22 protein-coding genes are annotated in these 23,963 nt (G+C 38.0%); 15 read left to right on the forward strand and 7 right to left on the reverse strand.

The features are described from left to right. Positions 1–28: 28 nt before the first annotated feature. Entirely contained in the window at positions 29–1,783 is a 1,755-nt protein-coding gene (gene sppA, locus CDW55_RS10735; protein ID WP_088469765.1) for a signal peptide peptidase SppA, read from the reverse strand. A 21-nt stretch (positions 1,784–1,804) separates the two neighbouring features. On the opposite strand from sppA, the gene folK reads away from it, so the two are divergent. From folK to fmt, 5 genes are all read left to right on the forward strand, one after another. After that, the gene (gene folK / locus CDW55_RS10740) at positions 1,805–2,227 is read left to right on the forward strand and encodes a 2-amino-4-hydroxy-6-hydroxymethyldihydropteridine diphosphokinase (RefSeq protein ID WP_088469766.1); all 423 of its coding nucleotides are present in this window, start codon (positions 1,805–1,807) and stop codon (positions 2,225–2,227) included. A 10-nt stretch (positions 2,228–2,237) separates the two neighbouring features. Then, complete coding sequence (locus tag CDW55_RS10745) at positions 2,238–3,368, forward strand: flagellar motor protein MotB (protein WP_088469767.1); 1,131 nt, start codon at positions 2,238–2,240, stop codon at positions 3,366–3,368. A gap of 28 nt (positions 3,369–3,396) precedes the next feature. Further along, positions 3,397–4,842 carry an OmpA family protein gene (locus CDW55_RS10750; RefSeq protein ID WP_088469768.1) on the forward strand — a complete coding sequence of 482 codons (1,446 nt, stop codon included), beginning with the start codon at positions 3,397–3,399 and terminating at the stop codon, positions 4,840–4,842. A gap of 80 nt (positions 4,843–4,922) precedes the next feature. Further along, positions 4,923–6,827 carry an ATP-dependent DNA helicase RecQ gene (locus tag CDW55_RS10755; RefSeq protein WP_088469769.1) on the forward strand — a complete coding sequence of 635 codons (1,905 nt, stop codon included), beginning with the start codon at positions 4,923–4,925 and terminating at the stop codon, positions 6,825–6,827. Positions 6,828–6,858: 31 nt separating this feature from the next. Further along, on the forward strand, positions 6,859–7,803 hold the full coding sequence (gene fmt, locus CDW55_RS10760; RefSeq protein WP_088469770.1) for a methionyl-tRNA formyltransferase: 945 nt from the start codon (positions 6,859–6,861) through the stop codon (positions 7,801–7,803). A gap of 2 nt (positions 7,804–7,805) precedes the next feature. On the opposite strand, the gene CDW55_RS10765 is transcribed toward fmt, so the two are convergent. After that, positions 7,806–10,133, reverse strand: a complete 2,328-nt coding sequence (locus CDW55_RS10765; RefSeq protein ID WP_088469771.1) for a choice-of-anchor L domain-containing protein — start codon at positions 10,131–10,133, stop codon at positions 7,806–7,808. Between the two features lie 94 nt (positions 10,134–10,227). Then, positions 10,228–11,049 carry a translation elongation factor Ts gene (tsf, locus tag CDW55_RS10770; protein WP_088469772.1) on the reverse strand — a complete coding sequence of 274 codons (822 nt, stop codon included), beginning with the start codon at positions 11,047–11,049 and terminating at the stop codon, positions 10,228–10,230. Between the two features lie 138 nt (positions 11,050–11,187). Here tsf and CDW55_RS10775 point away from each other — a divergent pair, with 138 nt between their 5' ends. Then, on the forward strand, positions 11,188–11,769 hold the full coding sequence (locus CDW55_RS10775) for a DUF6759 domain-containing protein (protein WP_088469773.1): 582 nt from the start codon (positions 11,188–11,190) through the stop codon (positions 11,767–11,769). A gap of 5 nt (positions 11,770–11,774) precedes the next feature. Here CDW55_RS10775 and CDW55_RS10780 read toward each other — a convergent pair whose 3' ends face one another. The 3 genes from CDW55_RS10780 to CDW55_RS10790 are packed head-to-tail and all read right to left on the reverse strand — an operon-like array spanning position 11,775 to position 14,521. Further along, positions 11,775–12,470, reverse strand: coding sequence for a tRNA1(Val) (adenine(37)-N6)-methyltransferase (locus CDW55_RS10780; RefSeq protein WP_088469774.1), 696 nt, complete (start codon positions 12,468–12,470; stop codon positions 11,775–11,777). A gap of 13 nt (positions 12,471–12,483) precedes the next feature. Beyond that, positions 12,484–13,938 carry a sensor histidine kinase gene (locus CDW55_RS10785; protein WP_088469775.1) on the reverse strand — a complete coding sequence of 485 codons (1,455 nt, stop codon included), beginning with the start codon at positions 13,936–13,938 and terminating at the stop codon, positions 12,484–12,486. Then, on the reverse strand, positions 13,925–14,521 hold the full coding sequence (locus CDW55_RS10790; protein ID WP_088469776.1) for a riboflavin synthase: 597 nt from the start codon (positions 14,519–14,521) through the stop codon (positions 13,925–13,927). Before CDW55_RS10790 ends, CDW55_RS10785 begins: the two co-directional genes overlap by 14 nt. 112 nt (positions 14,522–14,633) lie before the next feature. Here CDW55_RS10790 and pdxA point away from each other — a divergent pair, with 112 nt between their 5' ends. The 7 genes from pdxA to CDW55_RS10825 all read left to right on the forward strand — a co-directional run bounded on the left by pdxA (position 14,634) and on the right by CDW55_RS10825 (position 20,846). Further along, complete coding sequence (gene pdxA, locus CDW55_RS10795) at positions 14,634–15,725, forward strand: 4-hydroxythreonine-4-phosphate dehydrogenase PdxA (RefSeq protein WP_088469777.1); 1,092 nt, start codon at positions 14,634–14,636, stop codon at positions 15,723–15,725. An 86-nt stretch (positions 15,726–15,811) separates the two neighbouring features. Continuing rightward, the gene (locus tag CDW55_RS10800) at positions 15,812–16,333 is read left to right on the forward strand and encodes a YceD family protein (RefSeq protein WP_088469778.1); all 522 of its coding nucleotides are present in this window, start codon (positions 15,812–15,814) and stop codon (positions 16,331–16,333) included. 65 nt (positions 16,334–16,398) lie between these two features. Further along, entirely contained in the window at positions 16,399–16,602 is a 204-nt protein-coding gene (gene rpmF / locus CDW55_RS10805; RefSeq protein ID WP_088469779.1) for a 50S ribosomal protein L32, read from the forward strand. Positions 16,603–16,728: 126 nt separating this feature from the next. Further along, on the forward strand, positions 16,729–17,214 hold the full coding sequence (gene accB / locus CDW55_RS10810) for an acetyl-CoA carboxylase biotin carboxyl carrier protein (protein ID WP_088469780.1): 486 nt from the start codon (positions 16,729–16,731) through the stop codon (positions 17,212–17,214). 91 nt (positions 17,215–17,305) lie between these two features. Then, entirely contained in the window at positions 17,306–18,658 is a 1,353-nt protein-coding gene (accC, locus tag CDW55_RS10815) for an acetyl-CoA carboxylase biotin carboxylase subunit (RefSeq protein ID WP_088469781.1), read from the forward strand. 184 nt (positions 18,659–18,842) lie between these two features. Continuing rightward, complete coding sequence (gene rocD, locus CDW55_RS10820; protein WP_088469782.1) at positions 18,843–20,090, forward strand: ornithine--oxo-acid transaminase; 1,248 nt, start codon at positions 18,843–18,845, stop codon at positions 20,088–20,090. Between the two features lie 3 nt (positions 20,091–20,093). Next, the gene (locus CDW55_RS10825; protein WP_088469783.1) at positions 20,094–20,846 is read left to right on the forward strand and encodes a glycosyltransferase family 2 protein; all 753 of its coding nucleotides are present in this window, start codon (positions 20,094–20,096) and stop codon (positions 20,844–20,846) included. 6 nt (positions 20,847–20,852) lie between these two features. Here CDW55_RS10825 and CDW55_RS10830 read toward each other — a convergent pair whose 3' ends face one another. After that, positions 20,853–21,722 carry a hypothetical protein gene (locus CDW55_RS10830; RefSeq protein WP_088469784.1) on the reverse strand — a complete coding sequence of 290 codons (870 nt, stop codon included), beginning with the start codon at positions 21,720–21,722 and terminating at the stop codon, positions 20,853–20,855. A gap of 222 nt (positions 21,723–21,944) precedes the next feature. Between CDW55_RS10830 and CDW55_RS10835 the strand changes: the two genes are divergently transcribed. Both CDW55_RS10835 and CDW55_RS10840 read left to right on the forward strand, forming a co-directional pair. Then, complete coding sequence (locus tag CDW55_RS10835; RefSeq protein WP_088469785.1) at positions 21,945–22,910, forward strand: glycosyltransferase family 2 protein; 966 nt, start codon at positions 21,945–21,947, stop codon at positions 22,908–22,910. Then, positions 22,910–23,959: a glycosyltransferase gene (locus CDW55_RS10840; RefSeq protein ID WP_088469786.1), complete on the forward strand. Its 1,050-nt coding sequence runs from the start codon at positions 22,910–22,912 to the stop codon at positions 23,957–23,959. Before CDW55_RS10835 ends, CDW55_RS10840 begins: the two co-directional genes overlap by 1 nt. The last annotated feature ends 4 nt before the right edge of the window (positions 23,960–23,963 follow it).

Here is a 23,963-nt window from a genome sequence, read left to right on the forward strand (position 1 = left end):
TCTTCAGTCCGGGATTTTTATTTAATGTTTAGAATTTAATTCCGTAAGGCATCTGCATCATCACACTGCTCTGCATTTGTGGATTGGTGATCTGCTCAAATATTTTAAAATTCTCTTCTCCAATTTTATTTTTAATAAACCTGTTGGAGATTTGTTCCTCTTCTATATCTTTAAACAGCTGTTCGAATTTTGAAACTTTTTTAGGATATGCTGCAACATTGTACTTTTTCATTTTAGCTTTTTGTGCTGCAAAATTGATAGCGTCATTTAATGAGCCCAATTCGTCAACAAGTCCGATTTGTTTCGCTCGTGTGCCGCTCCAGACTCTACCACCACCGATTTCATCAATTTGTTCAAAAGATTTTTTTCTGTTTTGAGTAACAAAGTGCACAAAACGCTTATACGTTTGCTCTACGCTTTTAGTGAGAATTGAAACTCCGCCAGGCGTAACTCCGTTGAATGTCGAATACATATTGGAGTTGGCATTGGTAGTAACGACCTGTGAATTCAGTCCGTTTTTATTAGCAAGTTCTTTGAAATAGGGAATAATTCCGAATACCCCGATTGAACCGGTAAGGGTGTTGGGTTCAGAATAAATTTTATCTGCCGCCATTGCAATATAATATCCACCTGAGGCTGCATAATCACCAAAAGATACGACTAATGGTTTTTTCTTTTTCAGTTGCTGAAGTTCAAAAAGGATCTCATCAGAAGCATTTGCGCTTCCGCCGGGGCTGTTTATTCTGAAAACCACAGCTTTGATTTTATCGTTGTCAGTTATTTTTTTGATTTCCTTTACGAAGTTATCAGCGTATACTGCATCGAAGCCTTCTCCGTTGTAAATAGCTCCTGAAGCGTATAAAACAGCAATCTGGTCGTCTTTTTTAAAGTTTTCTTCTTCATAGGAACTGATGTATTTGCTGAACGAAATTTTGTTAAGTTTATCTCTTTCTTTTATCTTAAGTTTATCTCTTATAAGGTCATCATATTCGGTTTTCTGAATCAACCGGTCGGCAAGTTTATACTGCAGGCTCAAATCCGGAATGATGCCGTAAAGGCTGTCAACCACAGTTTTGAACTGGTTTACATCCATTTTTCTGGATGCAGCAATTTTATTTGAATTGTGAGACCATAAATCATTCAGCATCGTAGAAATCTGCTCTCTGTTTTCCGGCGACATATCGTCTCTCATAAAAGGTTCAACGGCAGATTTATATTTTCCGTGACGAATGATTTCTGTCCCGATTCCGAATTTGTCGGTAAAACTTTTCATGTAAAGTACCTCTGTGCTTAGACCTTTAAGTTCGATGCCGCCTGCAGGATTTAGGAAATATTGCTCCGCTACAGAACCTAAATAATATGCAGGTTGGGATACATTATTGCCATATGCATACACAAACTTACCGGTTTTTTTGAAGTCTTCTAATGCAGCACGTACGGCATCCAACTGCGTCATGCCCGCACGCAGTCCGTCGGTTTCAATGCTTATTCCCTTGATCTTATCATCGGTTTTTGCTTTTCTTATTGCCTCTACAATATCATACAACATCACATTATTTTCTTTCTCACTGAAATCGAAAATATCTTTGTTGTCTTCGGCAGGACTGTCGATAATATTTGTTTTAAAGTCCAAAGTAAGTACAGAATTGTCTTTTATGGCAGATTTTTTGTTACCGCTAAAAGCAGATACGGCAACCAGCATCACCAAAAACATAAAAAAAAGTCCGCCAATCAGCATAATTGCTACTATATTTGCTAAGACATTTTTAAAAAAACTTTTCATAATCTTTATATATTTCAGGATATGTCGCAGCAATTGGTTACTTTGTTACTTGGAAGCAATTTAGATTTTCCGGAACGAAATATAGAGACTGCAATCAGCAAAATAGAAAATGAACTTGGTAATGTTGTTGGTCGCAGTGAAATGTTGCGCACAAAACCTGTAGAATTTGTTAGTAATAATATTTTTTGTAATATTGCATTGCGTATAAAAACACAATTTTCTCCCATAGAACTGCTGAATTCAATAAAAAAAATAGAGTTTGAAATGGGTAGAACAGAAGATTCATTGATAACGAAAGGGTATATAGACAGGGTTATTGATATAGATATTGTCTTTTATGGGAACTTGAATTTTAATTGCAGCAGATTAAAAATTCCTCACGAAAAACATGTTAAAGAACGGGAATTTTCTAAAAAATTGTTGTTAAGCATCAGAAAACATTAAAAACATAAATATGAAATTAGGTTTATTTTTAGCATTTTTTCTGCCTATTGCTTTCTATGCCCAAGATGGCACTTCTATAGCGGATAATCAGAAATATCCAAACACGTTTTCCAACGGTTCTGCCAATGTTTACAACTTCAATAATTCATCGAGGAAATTCAATGATTGGGCAATCTCGGTTGGTGGGGGTGCAGCATTGATGGCAAAAGCTGATTTAACATCTTTCTATGGTGATGAAATTAACTGGGGCTGGAACGCATACGTAAGTTTGGACAAACAGATTACACACACCTTTGGTCTTGGTTTACAATATCAAATGGGAGAATCCAACCAGCGGGGACAATTGCCTGGTGCTGAAGGTATTAAAGCAGGAGTCGCCGATGCATGGACCAAATATCAACAGGTTTCTCTACTTGGTGATATTAATTTTTCTAACCTTCTTCGAAGAGTTGATAACAACTCAGCTTTCCGGTGGGCCCTTCATGGGTACGCGGGTGTAGGAATTCAGGGTTATGAAACTTTACTCCTGGATCAGGATATTTCTAATTATAATCCACGAACTTTTCCGCTTGCTGTAGACCAAAAATTCGCCATTAATTCGTTTTTCTACCAAGGTGGTCTGGGACTTAAGTACAAAGCATCAAAGTTGATTGATTTGGAACTTAGAACCATGTATATCATGAGTGGTGACGAGGAATTCGATGGTGGTGGAGATCGAAGAGATACTAATTCGCCAAGAATCAACTATAACCTGATTAATGATTCTTACAGCGATGACCTTCTTACTGTAAATCTCGGGTTATCCTTTAAATTGGGTAAACACGATACCCACCTGGCATGGCACGATCCTTTACATGAAGCTTATAGCAGAACAACTACTCTAGAGAACACTCCAGATGAATTTATTGTTTGTGAGAAAGGCGACAATGATAATGATGGAGTTTGCGATGATTGGGACAGACAGCTTGATACTCCTGCCGGCGCGAGAGTGGATGGTGCAGGTGTAGCACTGGATATGGATTTAGACGGGGTTATCGACTTGTACGATCAGTGTGTAACCGTTCCCGGACCTGTTGAGAATAATGGCTGTCCTTCTGGTGCCGCTGTAAATGTAAATACTGGTAACAGCACAGGACAATAATAAACATCACATTACAAATAAATAAATTATGAAACTAAATTTAACAAGCTTTGCTTTAGCACTAGTATTACCTGCTGCTATCTACGCACAAGACTCAGTTGCGGTTTCTACTGAAGGTTATCCTAATACTTTTAGTTCAGGGTCTGCAAATGTTTCTCCTTTTACTCAGGAATCTAAGAGATTTAATGACTGGTCAATTTCTGCTGGAGCCGGCGTTCCGCTGGTACAGTCTGCCGACCTAACTTCAATTAAAAACGGAAACGGTAAGAACGTATTTGGATATTCTGCATATTTAAGTATCGATAAAGCAATTACCCATGCTTTTGGTTTAAATTTGCAGTACGACAGGGGTGAAACCCGACAGGGATGGTTCAATACCAAAACAGATAACGCATCAGGAACAGGAAATCCATACCAGGATGTAGGTGCGAGAACACAATACGACGCAATCTCATTATTGGGAGATATCAATTTTTCAAACTTATTGAGAAGAGTTGATAACAAATCACCTTACAGATGGGCATTGCACGGTTATGCTGGTATAGGTACTTTAGCGTACAGAGCTTATCTTGAAGATGCTGCCGGACAAAGATTAATGACCGAGATTAAGCCCTTCAAGCTGAGCTCGATGTTCGGTCAGGCAGGTGCAGGGTTGAAATATAAAGTCAACAGAAAAATTGATATCGAAGGACGTGTAATGTACTTTGTAACCGGAGACGATGAATTCGATGGAGGCGGTGGACAATACAGCCCGATCAATCAGCGTGAAGATCAGGTTTCCGATAACTTCTTTAATGCCACCCTTGGTTTGTCTCTAAAATTGGGAAAACACCAATCTCACCTGATGTGGCACGATCCGTTACAGGAAATCTACTACAAACTTGATGTTTTGGCAGACAGAAACCAGGATGTTGAAGTATGTAAGAAAGGAGATGCTGATAACGACGGCGTATGTGATGATTGGGATAGACAGCTTGATACTCCTGCAGGTGCAAGAGTTGATGGAGCAGGGGTAGCACTGGATACAGATTTAGATGGAGTAATCGATCTTTATGACAAATGTGTTACCGTGCCAGGCCCTGTGGAAAACAACGGTTGTCCTACAGGCGGAACAGTTACAGATAACACAAGAACTTTAGAAGGTATCGAATTTGATTTGGATTCTGATAGAATTCTTCCTTCAAATACACCAATTCTTAATAACGCTGTAAACTATATCAACTCTTCATCCGGTTCTTACAATGTGATCGGAGGTACAGATACAAGAGCTTCAGATGCTTACAACCAGAAGCTTTCAGAAAGAAGAGCGAATTCTGTTAAAAACTATCTCATCCAGAATGGAGTAGAAGCGGGTAAACTTGAAGCGATCGGTAGAGGTGAAAAAGACCTGAAATATCCGGAGTGCGACCCAGCGACAAAATGCCCTGAATGGAAAAACAGAGCAAACAGAAGAGTGTACTTCGAAGCTAAATAATTCTCAGTAATTATCATATTAAAGCCACGCATTGCGTGGCTTTTTTTGTTTTATGAATTTTGTTTCTGTAATTTTACTCCATGATTTCTTCCCAAGATTTTCACTGGCTAAAGTTCGAGACCTTAAAAAATTTTTGGGGTTACAGCACATTCCGAGATTCTCAGGAAGAGATCATTGATACCGTAATTTCTGGCAAAGATTCATTGGCTTTGCTTCCTACCGGTGGTGGTAAATCACTCTGTTATCAGCTTCCGGCACTCATTTTAGAAGGTACGTGCATTGTAATTTCCCCGCTTTTGGCTCTAATGAAAGACCAGGTTTATCAGCTTAAAAATAACGGGATTGAAGCCGAATACCTGTCTTCAGAACTGGATGAATTCGATGCTGAAACCATCTTTAACCGATGCAAGGGAGGACTTACCAAACTACTTTATGTGTCTCCGGAAAGACTTACAAACAGGACTTTTCTGCAAAACCTCGAAGAAATTCAGATTTCATTTATTGCGGTAGATGAAGCACACTGTATTTCGGAGTGGGGACAGGATTTCCGCCCAAGTTATCAGCACATCAAAGATTTTCGGGACCATTTTAAAGAAATTCCATGCCTGGCGCTAACAGCAACGGCAACCCCGAAGGTTCTTCAGGAAATTCAGGTCAAACTCAATCTAAAGAATCCCGAAGTTTTCAAAAAAAGTTTCCGCCGAACCAATATCAAAATCATTTCAGACAAAATTTCAGATAAATATCAAAGAATTTTCAACCTGCTGAAATATAACAACTCGTCGGGAATCGTTTATGTAAGGACAAGAAAAGAATCTGAAGAGTTGGTAAAGTTTCTGCAAAGCAACAAAATCCAGAATGTTGATTTTTTCCACGCAGGATTGCCCGCAAAAGAAAAAAATGCAAAACAGAATTTCTGGCTGAAAAGTCAGCAACATGTTTTAATTTCCACCAATGCTTTCGGGATGGGAATCGATAAGGATAATGTACGGTTTGTCGTGCATTTTTCTCCGCCGCAGTCTTTGGAAAATTATTATCAGGAAATCGGCCGGGCAGGTCGCGACGGGCAGCCGTCTTCAACGTTTCTGTTCTGGAATGAGCAGGAACTTGCAAATTTTGATCAGATCTTACGGAACCAAACACCCACCAAACAGGAGTTTTACAATATCGTTTCTTATCTCTATTCCAGTTTTCAGATTGCTGAAAATGATTTGCCGGAAAATGTATTTCAACTACATGTTCAGAAAATTCAGAATTTTACCAAAACTTCCATGGCGAAAATTAAAAATGTACTGAATTTTCTTCACAACCAGGAAATTGTTTTTTTCAACAATAACCGTTCGCTTTCTTCTCTGGAATTAAAAATTAATCCTGAAGAGCTCGATCTGCTGGCAAAAAAGGATGCATATTTTATAGAACTTCTGCTTCGGAATTATTCCGGACTTACGACCCACAAAATCCTCTTCAGCGAATTTACCCTCAGTAATAGGATGAATGTTGACCCGCATCTTATAAGAGAGCGGATTAAGGAACTGCAGCAGAAAAATTATCTGGAATATATCGATGGTGCACTGGCGAGCATCAAATTCCTTAAACACCGTGACGATCGTGCCATTAAAGGAAAATACTGGAATCTTTTTGAGCAGATTCAGAAAAATAAACTTCAGAAGTGGGAAGAAATGAAGTTTTTTGTACAGGATACCGATTTCTGTAAAATGAAACTTATTCTGTCTTATTTCGGTGAGAAGAATGTTAAAAACTGCGGTAACTGTACAGTATGTGAGAAACAGAAAGAAGGCGTTTTCGGAAGAGATATCTCCCACGAAATCATCGAAATCCTTCAACAGAAACCCTCCAGCATAGAAGAGGTTGCCATTAGATTAAATTACTACGAAAAGGAAAATATTCTTGAAAATCTTATCTATCTGCTAGATTCCGGAAAAGTAAAAATGCTGAATTTCCGGACTTACGCATTGAATGAGTAAGCATAATTTTGCCTAAAACTTTAAATAAAAAATGAAATCATTAAAAGTCATATTTTTCGGAACTCCAGAGTTTGCAAAAACCTCGCTTCAGGCTATTCACCAATCTCAACACAAAATTGTCGGGGTGGTAACCGTTGCCGATAAAGCAAGCGGACGCGGACAAAAAATTCATGAATCACCCGTGAAAACTTTCGCCGTAGAAAATCATCTGCCGGTTTTTCAGCCTGAGAAATTAAGAAATCCGGAATTTTTAAAGAGTATAAAAGATTTGAAAGCTGACGTTTTTGTAGTAGTAGCCTTCAGAATGATGCCTAAAGTCTTATTCGAAATGCCAAAATTAGGAACTTTCAACCTTCACGCATCGCTTCTGCCGGATTACCGTGGCGCGGCTCCGATTAATTATGCCGTAATTAACGGGGAAAAGAAAACCGGCGCAACCACTTTTTTTATCAATGAAAGAATTGATGAGGGTAACATTCTTCTTCAGCAGGAAATCGAAATTTCACCAGAAGAAAATGCGGGCGAACTTCACGACCGTTTAATGGAAATGGGCGCAAAACTTGTGGTGGAAACTTTAGACGGTTTGGCAGAAAATTCAATCGAGGAAAAACCGCAGCCTGATGTAGAGCATCCGAAAAATGCTTTTAAAATTTTTAAAGAAGATACCAGAATCGACTGGACAAAAGACGCAGAAACAGTTCATAATTTCATCCGCGGAATGTCGCCTTATCCTTGTGCGTTTACGACTTTGAAAATTGGCGGGGACGAAAAAATCCTGAAAATCTATAAAGGTAAATTTGAGGTGCTGCCGCACGGAAAAACTCCGGGAAGTATAGAAATTGACAAACATTCTTTTAAAATTTTTGCTAAAAACGGAATTTATTATCCGGAAGAATTACAGCTTGAAGGTAAAAAACGGATGAATTTAAAAGATTTTCTTAATGGTTTCCGGCAGTTTGATACCATTTCCAGGTAAATTTAATTTCTGTTTTTAAGTAAAATCCAGCCTTTGTAGGATATCGGAATTTGTGTGTCCGGTTCCGTCCAGTTCAGCAAATACCAATAATTAGCGGTGGGTAAAGTTCTGCCGCTGAGTTTTCCGTCCCAGATAAACTGATGTTCTTTCGAGGTGAAAACCAGGGTGCCGAACCGGTCGAAAATCTGTAGGCTAACGTTGTCTTTAATCCTCAGATCCGAATAATCAAGCACATCATTGATTCCGTCGCCATTTGGCGTAATAACGTTAATCAAATTAATGATCAGAAATTCCTTTTCTACGGTTTGGCATTTTTTTGCATCCCGAACATATATTTTTTGCAGTCCACGCGGAATATGTGTAAATACATTAGAATTCTGAAAAGTGATATTGTCTAAGGAATATTCGTAAGGTTGAAGTCCACCGCTTACAAAGACTGTTGCCGTATTTCCGGAAACATCGATGTTCGTAATCTGGGGTAGAGTTGCGGCGGAAACTTTCACGTTTTGCCTGTAAATACATCCGTTAGAGCCTAAATCAACCCAATATTGTCCTATACCAACATTATTTATTTCTTGGGTAATTTCGCCGGTGCTCCATGTATAAGAATCGAAGCCGGGACCTGCGTCTAAACTCGTTGTGGCATTGCTGCATATCACTTTGTCCTCTAAATCATCCGATTTTTTGGGTGATTTAAAGTTTAGGCTTAATGTCGCTACATTCGGGCAGGCCGATAAACTCTCGATTCTGATTCCAAAAACTTTGGAATTACTGATTATTTGATTTTCTGGAATGGGATTCACTTTGTTTCTAGCATCTTGCGGAGAATTGTAAAATGTTACATTCGCCTGCGATGAAGATGTAAACCGTGTTTGATAATTTTTCAGATCAATACTGATGTTTCCATCACGGTCGTTGTCGCATACATCATCAGAAAAAGAATTAGTGATCAAGGGTGTTTTGTTGCCAATTTTAAGAATGATTTCACCATATTCCGGGTTACAGCCAAAAGCGCTTTCAATTCGAATGTAAATGGGTGTGTCGGCGGTGAGGAGCAAGCCGTTCTGTAGTTCTGTTCCCGGAGTTCCGCTTTGTGAAGCGGATTTTTCGAGGTAATATTTTGTCTGATATCCTGAATTGAAATTTGAAATAATCTGTGAATCCAGATTCGAGAAATCTACCGGAACGCTTCCTGATAAATTATCATCACACAGAGAATATGTTCCTAAATTCAGGGAAGGTTTTTCCTGAATTTCTATTTGTACAGAACCTGTCAGAATACAACCGCCAACATTTACTTCAACTCCGTAATTCCCGTTACTCGCAGTTACGCCGGGGATACTGAGCTGTGGTTGTGTTGCTCCCGCAACGAGTGTTCCATCTTTAAACCACTGGTAAGATGTGGCGCCTGGCGTGGTGGCATCTAAAACTTTTGAACTTCCTTCGCAAACGGGATTATTCGTGGAGATTAAAAGATCTGGGCCCAAATCTTTTTTGCCCACAAAACTCCCGGCTTTCAGAAATACCGCTGAATCGTAACGGCCTGTTCGGTCGGAACCTGCCAAATGGTCGGCAATAACCAGTTTGATGTGATATTTTACACCGGGAATAATATCGGTTTTTGCCGTAAGAACTTTGGTTTGACCATCAAAGGCAGTAGGAACGTTGGTTCCGTTGAAACTTCCAAAATATCCCGTATTTCTGGGGCAGTTTGGGGCAGTATTTATCGAAAGCGAAGTCACGGGATCCTGAGTTCCCGGAACGAGAGCGATATTGGTATATGGATCTGTGGTGCCGGCTTTTTTAATAAGAAATGCAAATCCGTCGGAGTAGGTACAGTTGTTTCTCTGGTATTCTTCTGAAAGAAAAAGATATTCGAAACTTATTCCTGAAGTATTATTTGCTACAAAATCGAATTCAACAGAAGTCGCATTCAGGTAATTCCATACGCTTTCCTGCAGTGCAGCTGCCAAGTCCGGATCGCCCGGCCACTGATCGTCTTGGTCATCCAAGAGTACATTATTAGGACCGGGCGCATTACGCACCGCTCCCGTACTCAGTATAATTCCTTTGCTGATGTCAAACGGCAGTGAGCCTTTTTCGAAATATCCATAGCTTGCCTCGGTGCCGCCAAAATTCTGCCAGCCTGAAGTGGAAACGTTGGATACGATAATGCAACCGGCGTTCTGAGAACCGATAAAAACATCGCGTACAAGTTGTTCTGCGGTATAGGTAGAGGTATCTACACTTATATATTGCTGTGCGTTTGCAGAAATATTGAATAAGATGAAAAGCAGGGTAAAAGTGCTGAAAATTCTGGCTCTGGACATGTGTTTTTCCGGGTGACAAAATTACTTCATAATTGGCAAAAAAAAATCTCTTCCATTAATTGTAGAAGAGATTTTATATGAATAAAAACAGTAATTATGCAAGACTTACTCTTACAAAACCTACCACTTTTAAATCTCCGTTTACAGATTTTACGTAATCAGCTACAGAAACACCGCTGTCTTTAATGAAAGCCTGGTGAACCAAAGTGTTGTCTTTGTAGAATTTCTGCATTTTTCCTTTAAGGATATTATCGATGATGTTTGCAGGTTTACCTTCTTTCGTTAAGATTTCTCTTTCGATATCAAGCTCTCTGTCGATAACTTCCTGAGAAACCATCGTTTCATCAAGTGCAATTGGGTTCATTGCAGCAACCTGCATTGATACAGCTTTTGCAGCTTCAGAGGCCCCGTCAACATCAGCAGAAAGTGAAGTGATGGCAGCAATTTTGTTTCCTGCGTGGATGTACGCTCCCAAGAATGGACCTTCGATTGTTTCGAAAGAACCGATCTCAATTTTTTCGCCGATAACACCAGTTTGCTCGATTAGTTTTTCAGCAACAGTAGTTCCCTGAAAATCTGAAGCTAAAAATTCTTCTTTTGTTTTTCCTAATGCAAGTTCAGCAAGCACGTGAGCCAACTTTACGAAATCGTCATTTTTTGCAACGAAGTCTGTTTCGCAGTTTAACGCGATAATTACTCCCGCAGTATTGTCTGCATTTACTTTAGCGATAACAGCACCTTCCGTAGATTCTCTGTCGGCTCTGTTTGCAGCAACTTTCTGGCCTTTTTTTCTAAGAATTTCAATCGCTTTATCGAAATCTCCTTCAGCTTCAACCAAGGCTTTTTTGCAGTCCATCATTCCTGCTCCTGTAATGTTTCTTAATTTGGCTACGTCTGCAGCAACGGGTGTATACATAAAATTTATTTTTTATATTAAAAATTGATTAGTTTAGCTTTAATTTTAAGCGTTGCAAAGATAATAAATTTCATGCAAACTAAAAAGAACAATTCTTCGTTATTAGTAAAATTTAAACTTCTATAAATCATCGTATTAATGAAAAGATATCTATATATTCTCGTTTTTTTTATTCCGTTTTTTTCTACGGCGCAGTCTAAATACACTGCTGCACAGGTAGAGAAAAGCACAGATCCGCAGGTGATTGCTAATTTTATTAAGTATAACCCTACTCATCCTAAAACTCCGGAATTCAAACGTAAACTTCTTGCAGTAATCAACGGTGATAAAGAACCGGCTGAAAGAGCAAATGTTGCTAAACCTAGCGTTAAGCCCATAAGTACAAGTAAATTAAAAACGGAGATTAAAAAAGATGTAGCAAGAAGCGGTGGCGTTAGTGAAAAAAATAAACGAACGGCTGAGTTGTTAACCCACATGTTCAATACTGATCCTACAAGCAAAAATGCATACATACAGATCATAAACAAATCGAAATGCAATCTCATCGTAAAAATCAGCGGAAGAAAGTTTTATAATCTTGATGTACCGGCCCACAATCAGAATTTTTTACTCATTGATAAAGGAAATTATACCATTACCACTTCAGTGTGCGACGCTAAATATTCGTCGGTTAAAAACATCAATAAAGATATTGTAGTTACGCTGAATGCTCCAAAATAATTGGCTTATTTTCTGAAGACGTGAAAATCTTTGGTCAGCTCGAGGTAGCTATCACTGTATTTTCTTGGTGATTTTTCGATGACGAATTCGGTTTCGATTACTTTTCCGGCGTTTAATCCAAACTCCAGAATCAGTCTTTTGGGAGTAGCAGTTTTTATTCCAAAAATGGTAATCTTTTTTGTTGGGAAGAGGTTGTGTTCTCTACAAATTCTTTCAAAATCATTTCCGGAATTAAACGGGATAATGACCGATAAAATTCCTTTTCTGGAAAGACTTTTTGAGGCGTTTCGGATTAAATCAACAAAAGAAAGTTCTGTCTGTTGCCGGGCCAGAATATCTTTTTCTGAAGAATTTTCTTCGAAATACGGTGGATTCGAAACGATTAAATCAAATTTCTCCTCCGTTTTGATTTGCTTGAAATCCTGCAAAATAGCTTTTAATCGGTCGCGGTATGGCGAATTCCTGAAATTTTCTGAGGCGAGAGTTACGGCTTCTTCATTAAGGTCGATGGCAGTTATAAAGGCTTTTGGATTTCGCTGCGCGATCATTAAAGCAATTAATCCTGTGCCCGTGCCTATTTCTAAAATGTTTTCAGCCTTTTCAACCGTTGACCAGGCGCCAAGCAAGACTCCGTCAGTTCCTACACGGAAGACTTTTGCTGATTGATTAACAGTGAATTTTTGGAAGTGAAAAGGTTTCATTAAATAAGAAAATCTACATATTTGTAGGCAAAGAAATGGTAAATGTAGAACCTTTACCGACCTCAGATTTTACTGAAATCTGGCCTTTGTAATCTTCTACCATTTTTCTTACCATGGTTAAACCGAGACCTGTCCCACTTGTTTTTGAAGTGAAATTAGGCTCGAAAATCCTGTCGTAAAGATCCTCGGGAATTCCTGTTCCGTTATCATCCACGGTAATAATAACTCTTTTTTGGCGCTGTTCCACGTCAAGATTAATGATATTGTCGCGGTCGTCGTGTTTCGCCTGGCGGGCATTTGCCACCAAATTGGTAATGATTCTGGAGAGATAAATTTTGTCCATTTCAACCATAATAATATCTCTGTTGGAATGGAAATAAATTTTTTCGTCGCTGAAAACATTAATGATGTTCTTAATTTCTTTATTCAGGTCGAATATTTCGTTGTTTTTTTCAGGAAGTTGTGCAAACTGAGAAAAAGCACTTGCAACGGTTGCCACCAGATCAATCTGGTCTACCAATGTGCGGCTTAAATGTTTTACTTTGTCTCGGATATCGGGATCTGCCGGATCAAATTTTCTTTCGAAGTTTTGTATGGTGAGTTTCATCGGGGTAAGCGGGTTTTTAACTTCGTGTGCTACCTGCTTTGCCATTTCGCGCCAGGCTTCTTCTTTTTCCTTAAAACTGAGGCGCTGTTTCTGTTCCTGAATCTGGAGAATCATTTTGTTGTAAGCTTTCACCAGCTGGTTCAGTTCGTCGTTATGATAATATTTAATGGGTTTTGGATCGTCTTCAAACAGCGTAATCTGGTTGATTTTGTCTGAAAACTTTGTAACGGCGCGCGTAAGGTTATTCGAGATAATCCAGCTGAGCCAAACGGAGATGGCGATGATGAAAAGATTGACAATAATAATGTAATTTACATATTTGTTGAAAACACTGAAGTAAGCACCGTCGTTATGATAAAAAGGAAAAAATACAATACCGATAGGCTCCAGCATATTATTCTTCAATATCATATATGAAGAAGAAACATTGGCCCCGATTTTTTTATCGTACGTCTGAAAATCTATTCTGGTATCGCTTTTAAGTACGCGGTTTATTACTTCGAGCGGAATTTCTTTCTGCGCGATAAGATTAATGTCCTTATTGGAAATCAAAAATTTACCTGATAAGTCATAAATGATGATATCCTGGTTATTGATGTCGGCAATTTCGAAAATGTCATTGGCTAAAATCTTTGGTAAATCGTTGGTTTCAACCTGCGTATGGCTTACTGAATAATCGAGTGCCGACATCAGGGCTTCAGATTTTTTCTGAAGATCCGTACGGCTTTGTGCTACTGCATTGTTGCGTAAAATAAAATAGGAAAGAGTAGAGGAACTCGCGATACTGAGTAAACAGATCAGGAGAAATCCCCAGAAAACTTTATTTCTTAAGCTATAACCTTTATATTTAGAGAAGGGCATTTTTTTTCATCAGTTTCGTTACATATTTTCCTATAATGTCGAATTCCAGATTTACCACATCTCCGGGCTTTAGATTTTTCATATTGGTGAATTCCCATGTGTAAGGAATAATGGCCACCGAAAACCTGCCCGAATCGCTGGAAGCAACTGTTAAACTGATGCCGTTCACCGTAATAGATCCCTGGGGAACGGTAACATAATCATCGGTTTCGTCGTACTGAATGGTGATAAAAAAACTTCCGTCTTTGTCTTCAATTTTTTCAACGGTTCCGGTTTTATCTACATGACCCTGAACAATGTGGCCATCCAGTCTTCCATCCCACTTCAAACAGCGTTCCAAATTCACTTCTGTTCCTACAATCCATTTTCCGAGATTGGTTTTTTCCAGGGTTTCGGCAATGGCAGTAACGGTGTAACTTCTATCGTTGATTTCTACCACGGTAAGGCAGCAGCCATTATGCGCCAAACTTTGGTCAATCTTTAATTCCTGAGTAAAGGGACAGGTGAGTGTAAAATTAATATTCTCTCCGCTGTGTTCAATTTTTTCAAGTGTTGCGGTAGCTTCGATGATTCCTGTGAACATAAGATCGTTTTTTTTTGGGTAAAGAAAAATTTAGTTTCAAATAAGTACAGAATAGTTATTTCTAAATTGCTAAATTTGTGAAATTCTATTAATCTTCAAAGATAAATTAAAAATGAGTGCTAAACACCATAAAGTAAGGGTAGGAATTTCAATCGGGGATTTCAACGGGATAGGCCCGGAAATTATTATGAAATCACTGAAAGACAAAGCGATTACCGAATTTTTTACGCCCATCATTTTTGGTTCCGGGAAACTGTTTACTTATCAGAAAAACATTTTTAAGCTTCAGCACAATTTTAATTATATCACCGAGGCCACTCAGGCGGTGGGCGATAAGATTAATATGGTGAATCTTACCAAAGAAAATGTAAATGTAGACTTAGGAAAACCTACGGAAGAATCGACCAAAATGGCAATTGATTCGCTGCAGGCGGCAACAGAAGCATTAATGAAAGGTGAAATAGATGTTTTAGTCACTGCGCCCATCAATAAAGATGAAATGATGAAACATGGTTTTGCGCATGCAGGACACACCGGTTATCTTGAAGAAAAATTTGGTAAAAAAGGATTGATGTTTTTAGTGACCGATGATCTGAAGGTAGCAGTATCTACCCACCACATCCCGATTGCTCAGGTTGCCGAAAGCATTTCAAAAGAAAAAATAAAGAAGCAGATTAAAATGCTGAATCAGTGTCTTATTGAAGATTTCCAGATTCCGCGGCCTAAAATTGCAGTGTTAGGCTTAAATCCACATTCCGGCGACGGTGGTGTAATTGGTAAGGAAGAAATTGAAATTATTTCACCTGCCATTAAAGAGCTTTTCGATAACGGGGTTTTAACGTTCGGACCATTTCCGGCCGACAGTTTTTTTCAACCCGTGAAGTACAAAAATTTCGATGCAGTTTTAGCGATGTATCACGACCAGGGTCTGGCGCCCTTTAAAACATTGGCTTATGAAGAGGGAGTGAATTATACCGCCGGATTGCCCTTCATCCGAACATCTCCGGATCACGGCGTAGCCTATGATATTGCAGGGCAGAATATTGCCGATGAAACGAGTTTTACCGAAGCAATTTTCACTGCGATAAAGATTTTTAAAAACCGAAAAGAGTATAATGATCTAATGACCAACCGTATGCAGCCACGTAAAAATGCTGCAGCAAATGGCGTAGACGAGGATTTGCCACAGGAAAAACACAGTTAAAGTTTTTAAAATTGTTTTTCTTAAATAATTGTTTTGAAAATTATTTGTAATATTAAAAAATTTGCATATTTTTGCACACTCATTTTATGGACAGGTTAAGAAACTACGACATCGTGTTTTCGGGTCAAAAAAACGGCAAACACGAATTCCAATTTGAGATAGATAAAACGTTCTTTCAACTTTTCGATACTGAACAGGAATTTACAGAACCTAAAATCGTGGCTGATGTTTTAATGGATAAGCATACCACATTTTTAGAGGTAAATATCAAAACTTCCGGAATGGTAAATTTAGTTTGTGATATCACCAACGAAAATTTCGACCATCCGATAGAAAATGAATTAGCTGTTCTGGTAAAATTCGGTGCAGGATATGATGACAGCGAAGAAGATGTGATTACCATTCCGATGACCGATCACGCATTCAATGTGGCGCAGTTAATCTACGAAGTAGTAATGCTTGCAATACCGATGAAGAAAATTTCGCCGAATGTTTCTGATGAAGATTTGGAAATTCTCGAAAAATTCAGTCCGAAAGACGAAGTAGATGAAGAACCGGAAAGCGATCCCCGTTGGGAAGCTTTGAAAAAGTTAAAAGATAAAAATTAAATAGTTTAAAATGATGAGAAGTGAGCAATCAACTACTCATCGCTCATCAAACAAAATTATAAGAAATGGCACATCCAAAGAGAAGACAATCGTCAACAAGAAGAGATAAGAGAAGAACACACTACAAAGCAAGTGTTCCTCAATTGGCAAAAGATGCAACTTCAGGAGAAATGCACCTTTACCACAGAGCGCATTGGTTTGAAGGAAAAATGTACTACAGAGGTAAGGTAGTAATGGAAAAAACAGTAGAAACTACAGAAGAAAATTAAGACAAAAAATCTTAAAAAACTTCAATTTTATACTAAAACCACTCAATTTTTTCAATTTTGAGTGGTTTTTTGTTGTTTTTTGCTGTTTTTTAGTATCTTTGGCATAACAAACAAATATAAAATATAATGGACATTAAAGACATACAAAATCTGATCAAATTTGTGTCTAAAGCAGAAGTTTCTGAAGTAAAATACAAAACAAAAGATTTCGAAATCACGATTAAGACTCCACTCGGAGGAAGCGAGGTAAGCTATATGCAGCAACCGGCTGTTTACCATACTGCACCACAGCAAGCTGCACCTGCTGCTGCACAAGCATCTGCACCTGCTGCGAGCACACCAGCTGCTGACGCTGTTTCGGATGATAGTAAATTTGTAACCATTAAATCCCCAATGATCGGTACCTTCTACAGAAAACCATCACCGGATAAAGATGTTTTCGTAAATGTTGGCGACGAGGTTTCTAACGGTAAAGTTGTCTGCGTAATCGAAGCCATGAAATTATTCAACCAGATTGAATCTGAGGTTTCAGGAAAAATCGTGAAGATTTTGGTAGATGATGCTTCGCCTGTTGAATATGACCAGCCTTTATTCTTAGTTGATCCTTCTTAAGAAATTTTAAATTATAGATTATAGATTTTAAATGGAGCTCATTTAAAAATAATTTAAAATTCAAAATTCAAAATTTAAAATTTCCAGTACGATGTTCAAAAAAATATTAATTGCCAACAGAGGCGAAATTGCAATGCGTATTTTGCGTACCTGCAAAGAAATGGGAATCAAAACTGTGGCAGTTTATTCTACTGCGGATAAAGACAGCCTGCACGTTAGGTTTGCTGATGAAGCAGTTTGCATCGGCCCTCCGATGAGCAAAGATTCTTACCTTAAAATTTCAAATATCATTGCGGCAGCAGAAATTACCAATGCCGATGCGATACACCCGGGATACGGATTTTTGTCAGAAAATTCTAATTTCTCCAGAATCTGTCAGGAAAACGGCATTAAATTTATTGGTGCAACTCCCGAACAGATCGACAGAATGGGAGACAAAGCAAACGCTAAAGCTACCATGAAAGAAGCAGGAGTTCCATGTGTACCCGGTTCTGAAGGCTTAATCGACGGTTATGAAACCGCTGCAAAACTTGCTGCCGAAATCGGTTACCCTGTGATGATTAAGGCTACCGCCGGAGGTGGAGGAAAAGGAATGAGAGCGGTTTGGAAAGCTGAAGATTTGCAGGAACATTGGGATTCTGCAGTTCAGGAAGCTACTGCGGCATTCGGAAATGGTGGAATGTACATGGAGAAACTCATTGTTGAACCACGACATATCGAAATTCAAATTGCCGGTGACCAATACGGAAAAGCCTGTCACCTTTCAGAGAGAGACTGTTCTGTACAAAGAAGAAATCAGAAGTTAACTGAAGAAACTCCTTCTCCGTTTATGACCGATGAACTTCGTGAAGAAATGGGTAAAGCTGCAGTAAAAGCTGCGGAATATATCAAGTACGAAGGTGTGGGAACTATTGAGTTTTTGGTGGACAAGGATCGCAAATTCTATTTTATGGAGATGAATACCCGAATTCAGGTAGAGCATCCTATTACAGAGCAGGTGGTGGATTACGATCTTATCCGGGAGCAGATTCTTTTAGCCTCAGGAGCACCAATCTCAGGGATCAATTATTATCCGAAACTTCACTCAATTGAATGTAGAATTAATGCAGAAGATCCCTTTAACGATTTCCGTCCTTCTCCGGGAAAAATTACCGAGCTGAATATTCCAGGCGGTCATGGAATTCGTGTTGATACGCATGTGTACTCAGGTTATACAATTCCTTCTAATTACGATTCGATGATCGCAAAGTTAATCACTACAGCGCAAACACGCGATGAGGCCATCGCAAAGATGAAGCGTGCCTTAGAAGAGTTTTATATAGAAGGCGTAAAAACTACAATTCCTTTCCATAGACAGTTGATGGAAGATGAAAACTATCTTGCCGGAAATTACACCACAAAATTCATGGAAGATTTTGTGATGGATCAGAAATTTAATTACTAAAATCTTTATTAGAAGTGAATATCAACCGGCAGTAAATTGCCGGTTTTTTTTTGGAATGATTAAGGGATTTTTTTCCATGCTTTTCTTAATTAAGACCTGATTTTGTTGCTCTTAGTTTAGCTGCAAACGCTTCAACAGATAAAAATAAATGCGTATTTTTGTGTTCACTTAAAACCACATCAGCATGCATACAGTAAACAAAACATCCTCTTACTTTATAGAACTCGAAGAAAAATACGGCGCCCACAATTATCACCCACTTCCGGTGGTTTTAGAGAAAGGAAAAGGTGTATTTGTATGGGATGTAGAAGGTAAAAAATATTATGATTTTCTTTCAGCATATTCTGCTGTAAACCAAGGACATTCGCATCCGAAAATTGTTGATGCTTTGGTAAATCAGGCGCAGAAGTTGGCCTTAACGTCCCGTGCATTTTATAATGCCAACTTAGGCGAGTACGAGAAAAAAATTACCGACCTTTTCGGGTTTGATAAAGTTTTACCAATGAACTCCGGTGCTGAAGCCGTAGAAACCGCGGTAAAACTCGCCCGAAAGTGGAGCTACGAAGTAAAGGGAATTGCAGAAAATACAGCAAAAATTGTTGTTTGCGAAAATAATTTCCACGGAAGAACAACCACAATTGTTTCTTTTTCCAACGATCCCGATGCCAACAGAAATTACGGGCCATTTACACCTGGATTTATAAAAATTCCATACAATGATCTTGGAGCTTTAGAAGAAACTTTAAAAAATGATTCAGCCCATATCGCTGCGTTTTTGGTTGAGCCCATCCAGGGTGAAGCTGGGGTTTATGTACCGGATGAAGGCTTTTTAAAAGGAGCTTCGGAACTTTGTGAAAAGTATAATGTTCTTTTTATTGCCGATGAAGTACAGACAGGGATTGCCAGAACCGGAAAACTCATCGCATGTCACCATGAGGATGTTCAGCCTGATATTCTGATTTTAGGTAAAGCGCTTTCCGGTGGAATGTATCCGGTATCTGCAGTTTTGGCCAATGATGAAATTATGAATGTAATTAAACCGGGGCAGCATGGATCAACTTTCGGAGGAAATCCGATTGCCTGTGCGGTTGCAGTAGCTGCTTTGGATGTTGTGGAAGAAGAAAACCTTTCAGAAAGAGCCGAAAAACTCGGGCAGCTTTTCCGAAATGAAATTCAGAAATTAATCGAAAAGACTGATCTTATCAAAGGTGTTCGCGGGAAAGGTCTTTTAAATGCGATTCTCATCAACGATACTCCGGAAAGCAAAACCGCTTGGAATCTTTGTCTTTCGCTGCGTGATAACGGTCTTTTGGCCAAACCAACTCATGGAAACATCATCCGTTTGGCACCGCCTTTGGTAATAACTGAAGAAGAGATTTTGGATTGCGTATCGATTATCGAAAAAACAGTTTTGGAATTTAAGAAATCTTAAAGGTTGAGTTTTACAGAACATATCAGCGGTTTAATTATCACTTTTAATGAAGAAAAAAACATTCAGGAAGTTCTTGAATGTTTTGATTTTTGTGAGGAAATTATTGTTGTCGATTCTTTCAGTTCTGATAACACTGTTGAAATTGCTTCCCGGAATCCCAAAGTGAAAATTATTCAACATAGATTTGAAGACTTCACTAAGCAAAGGAATATTGCACTGGATGCAGCAAAAAATGACTGGGTTCTTTTTCTTGACGCAGATGAACGGATTACACCTGAGCTGGAAAAAGAGATTCGAGAAACTATCAGTCGTCCGGATGCAAAGGACGCTTATTACATCTACAGAATTTTTTTTGTGGGGAAGAAAAAAATAAATTTTTCGGGTACGCAAAATGATAAGAATTTCCGTTTGTTTAAGAAGTCAAAAGCATCTTATGTAAAGCACAAAAAAGTGCACGAAACACTTGGTGTTAAAGGAACAACAGGGGTTTTAAAGAACAAACTTCTGCATTATTCTTTTGAAAACTATACGTCGTTCAAGAGTAAGATGCTTTATTACGGGCGTCTGAAGGGAGAAGAACTCGCTGAAACAGGAAAAAAATATTTAATTGCCGTGCATTATATAAAAGTGATCTTCAAATTTGTGAAAACCTATTTCCTGAAATTAGGAATTCTTGATGGAGTAGACGGATTAAGAATTAGTTACCTGCAAAGTTTATACGTAAACGAAACTTACCGAACACTAAGAGATCTATAATAGCCGCTACTTTTTGATATAAGTAGTTTTCTTGTTTTGATAAAATTTATTTAAGAACTTAGTTAGTCTTTTTTCCGTATTGGATTCCTTTACCCAAACAGGATTCTGAGTAAGGTCCATCTCTTTTAAGTTTTCTATGATTTGCAGCAGATCGTGTTTTTTCATGAAAGATTCTTTCAGGAAATTACAAATAATAATGTTCCAATGCTTTTTATTGCCCCAATAATGCCCAACAATATGATTCGCAGGTTTAAGTTCAGCATTTTTTCCCAATCCCAGAGAGAACGCAAACTGTTCTATAAGCCTTCGGGTGACGTCATCGGCGCACATTGCATCATTTACATCTAATACAATCTGCAGAGAATCTAAGTGTTGTTTAGAGATTCCAATTAATCCGGCATTCCACATAGTGGAATTTTTATCAATTTTGATATGATTGTACTCTTTCCCCTGCATTTGTTTCCACATCAGTTTTTCGGTTTTTGATGATAGTGAAGACAGCTTACCTTCCTCAAGATGCATAAAATTTTGTCCATTGTTCATGCCTTCCCTAACGGTATCGAGATCCTGGTAAAAAAAAGTATCGCCATCCAAATAAAGAACAGATTCGGAAGGATATTTTTCGGCGATTAACTGTAGCGCTTTAATCTTTACCCGCCAAAAAAACTGATATTGGCCTTCCCACCGTTTAATAATTTCTTTGTTTATCTCTATTATTTCTACGCTTTCTTCAAAAAAATTAAACAACGAAGGATCCTCTGCGATGACAACAATTCTGTCATTTTCTTTTTTTCGAGCCATGGCTGTAAAGATCGAGAAATATATTTGCTGATAATGCTCCAGATTATTGCCAAAAACTAAATATACGATATTCATTTTGCTACAGTTATAATTTAAACCCTCAAGATGAAGTAAGTGGAAGGTTTTGATTCAAATTTACTATAAAAAACCACGATCTCAAAAATTTGTCCAACTTAATAATTTCAATTAAATTGCGTTATTATACAGACGGCAAAACTACTTATTAATAAAAGCTTTTCATACTTATTGTGAAACTTACCCGAAGTAATTAACACATCACATCCTATTGCAATTCATATGAATAATGATCCATTGATAAGTATAATTATACCTTGTTTCAATGCCGAAAAAACGTTGGAAAAGTGTTTAGAGTCGGTAGTTCAACAATCTTATGCTAATCTTGAAATCATTATTATCGATGATGGCTCGACAGATGAGACATCGCTGATTTATAATAAATTTCAAAGTAATGATGAAAGGATCTTAGTTTTAAAACAGCAAAATTCGGGAGTATCAAAAGCTCGAAACACTGGTGTAAAAGCAGCCACAGGAGATTATATTTGCTTTGTGGATTCCGATGATTGGGCTGAATTGAATTATTGTTCGGAATTATACAGTTTACTTGTCGGTGAAAATGCCGATATTTCTATCGTAGAAGCTTCTTACGAGGATGAAAATGGAAATGTGTTATGCAGTAAACCAATTTCGGACGAGAAAATATTTGATGGCAACAGAGCTTTAGTATTGTTGCTGGAGGATCAGGAAATCCAGAGTCATCCATGGGGTAAACTGTTTAAAGCAGACCTTTTAAAAAACGTATGCTTTCCTGAAAATCTAAAATGTTTCGAGGATTATTCTACACTTTTCAAGATTTTCAATAAAGCAGTAAAAGTGGTAAAATCCAATGAAAAGTTATACCATTACATACAGCGGGAAGACAGTCTTTCACATAACCTCTCCCCGGCGACCGCTTACCAATTTTTTTTAGCAATTATGGAGGTTTTTGAATTTTGGAGAAATTCTGCAAAGGTTGGGGATCGAAACAAAATCGTTAAAAATATCGTCAGGAAACTTCTGATGGTTCTGAAAAGAATTACCAGAAATACGAAAGAAGATGAAATGAAATCTGAAAAAGAGGAAATCCGTAGGGCATTTAATTCATTTTTAAAATATTCTCCAACAGATATCGGAATTGAATACTACTTCTATTTAAGATTATATTACTATTTCCCAAACTTATACGCGCGATTAACTCATAAATAATGATTTCTGCACCACTGGTATCGATCGTCGTTCCGTGCTACAATGTTGAAAAATATGTTGAAGCATGTGTCGATTCCGTCCTTAAGCAGGAATATCAAAATTGGGAATGCATTTTAATCAATGATGGAAGCAGTGATCATACGCTTGAAATTATTAAATCTTTTGAAACCAAGGATCGGCGTTTCCAGGTAGTTACACAGGAAAATGCCGGACTTTCAGCAACAAGAAACAGGGGAATTGAAATTTCAAACGGAGATTTTCTGTTTTTTTTGGATTCAGATGATATTTTAAGTTCTGATGCAATCAGCACATTGGTTTCGTCTGTGGACAACAACGATATCGTAACCGGAATTACGGTGACGTCAAAAATTGATCGTGAAGTTATATCGAAAATTTCACATTTATATCCTCCGAAAGAAGGCGATATCACTTATGGCAATAATCATTTTGAGGTTTTAACAAAAGCGATGGAATCTGCATTAACCCCTGTTGCGCAGAATCGTTTGTACAGTAAAGAATTCATCGATAAAAATAATCTCCGCTTTAAGAACGGAATTCTTCACGAAGATGAATTGTGGTTTTTTGAAACGATGCTTGTAGCAAAAAATGTAAAGTTCGTGAACCACGAAACCTATTTTTACAGAACGGATAACGAAAATTCGATTACAAGTAAATTAAGCGACAGAAATTTGGAATCGTATATTTCGGTGCTGGAAGAAGTGCATGAAAAATACATTAAAAAGCGAAACGTTGATATTGCAAAATGGTATAACGTTTACCTTAAGAAACTTTTTCTGGATTTTGCCATCCGTGAACGTGAAAAATTAAGCGATGAAGTGATCAGCAGACTTGAAAAATCATTGGCTAAAACGTATTCAGATTTACCCTCACAAACTTATTTATCTCACAAAAATGAAGTTTATTACAGAGCGATGAACAAACTCACGATTAAATCATTTGACCAGATAAAAAAATATTATGTCAGAAATCCGGTGAACAGTCTCAGAAAGCGATTCAAATTATTTCAAATCACCTATTTACTAAAATAGCTTA

The sequence above is a fragment of the Chryseobacterium sp. VAUSW3 genome (assembly GCF_002205795.1).
GTDB lineage: Bacteria > Bacteroidota > Bacteroidia > Flavobacteriales > Weeksellaceae > Kaistella > Kaistella yananensis.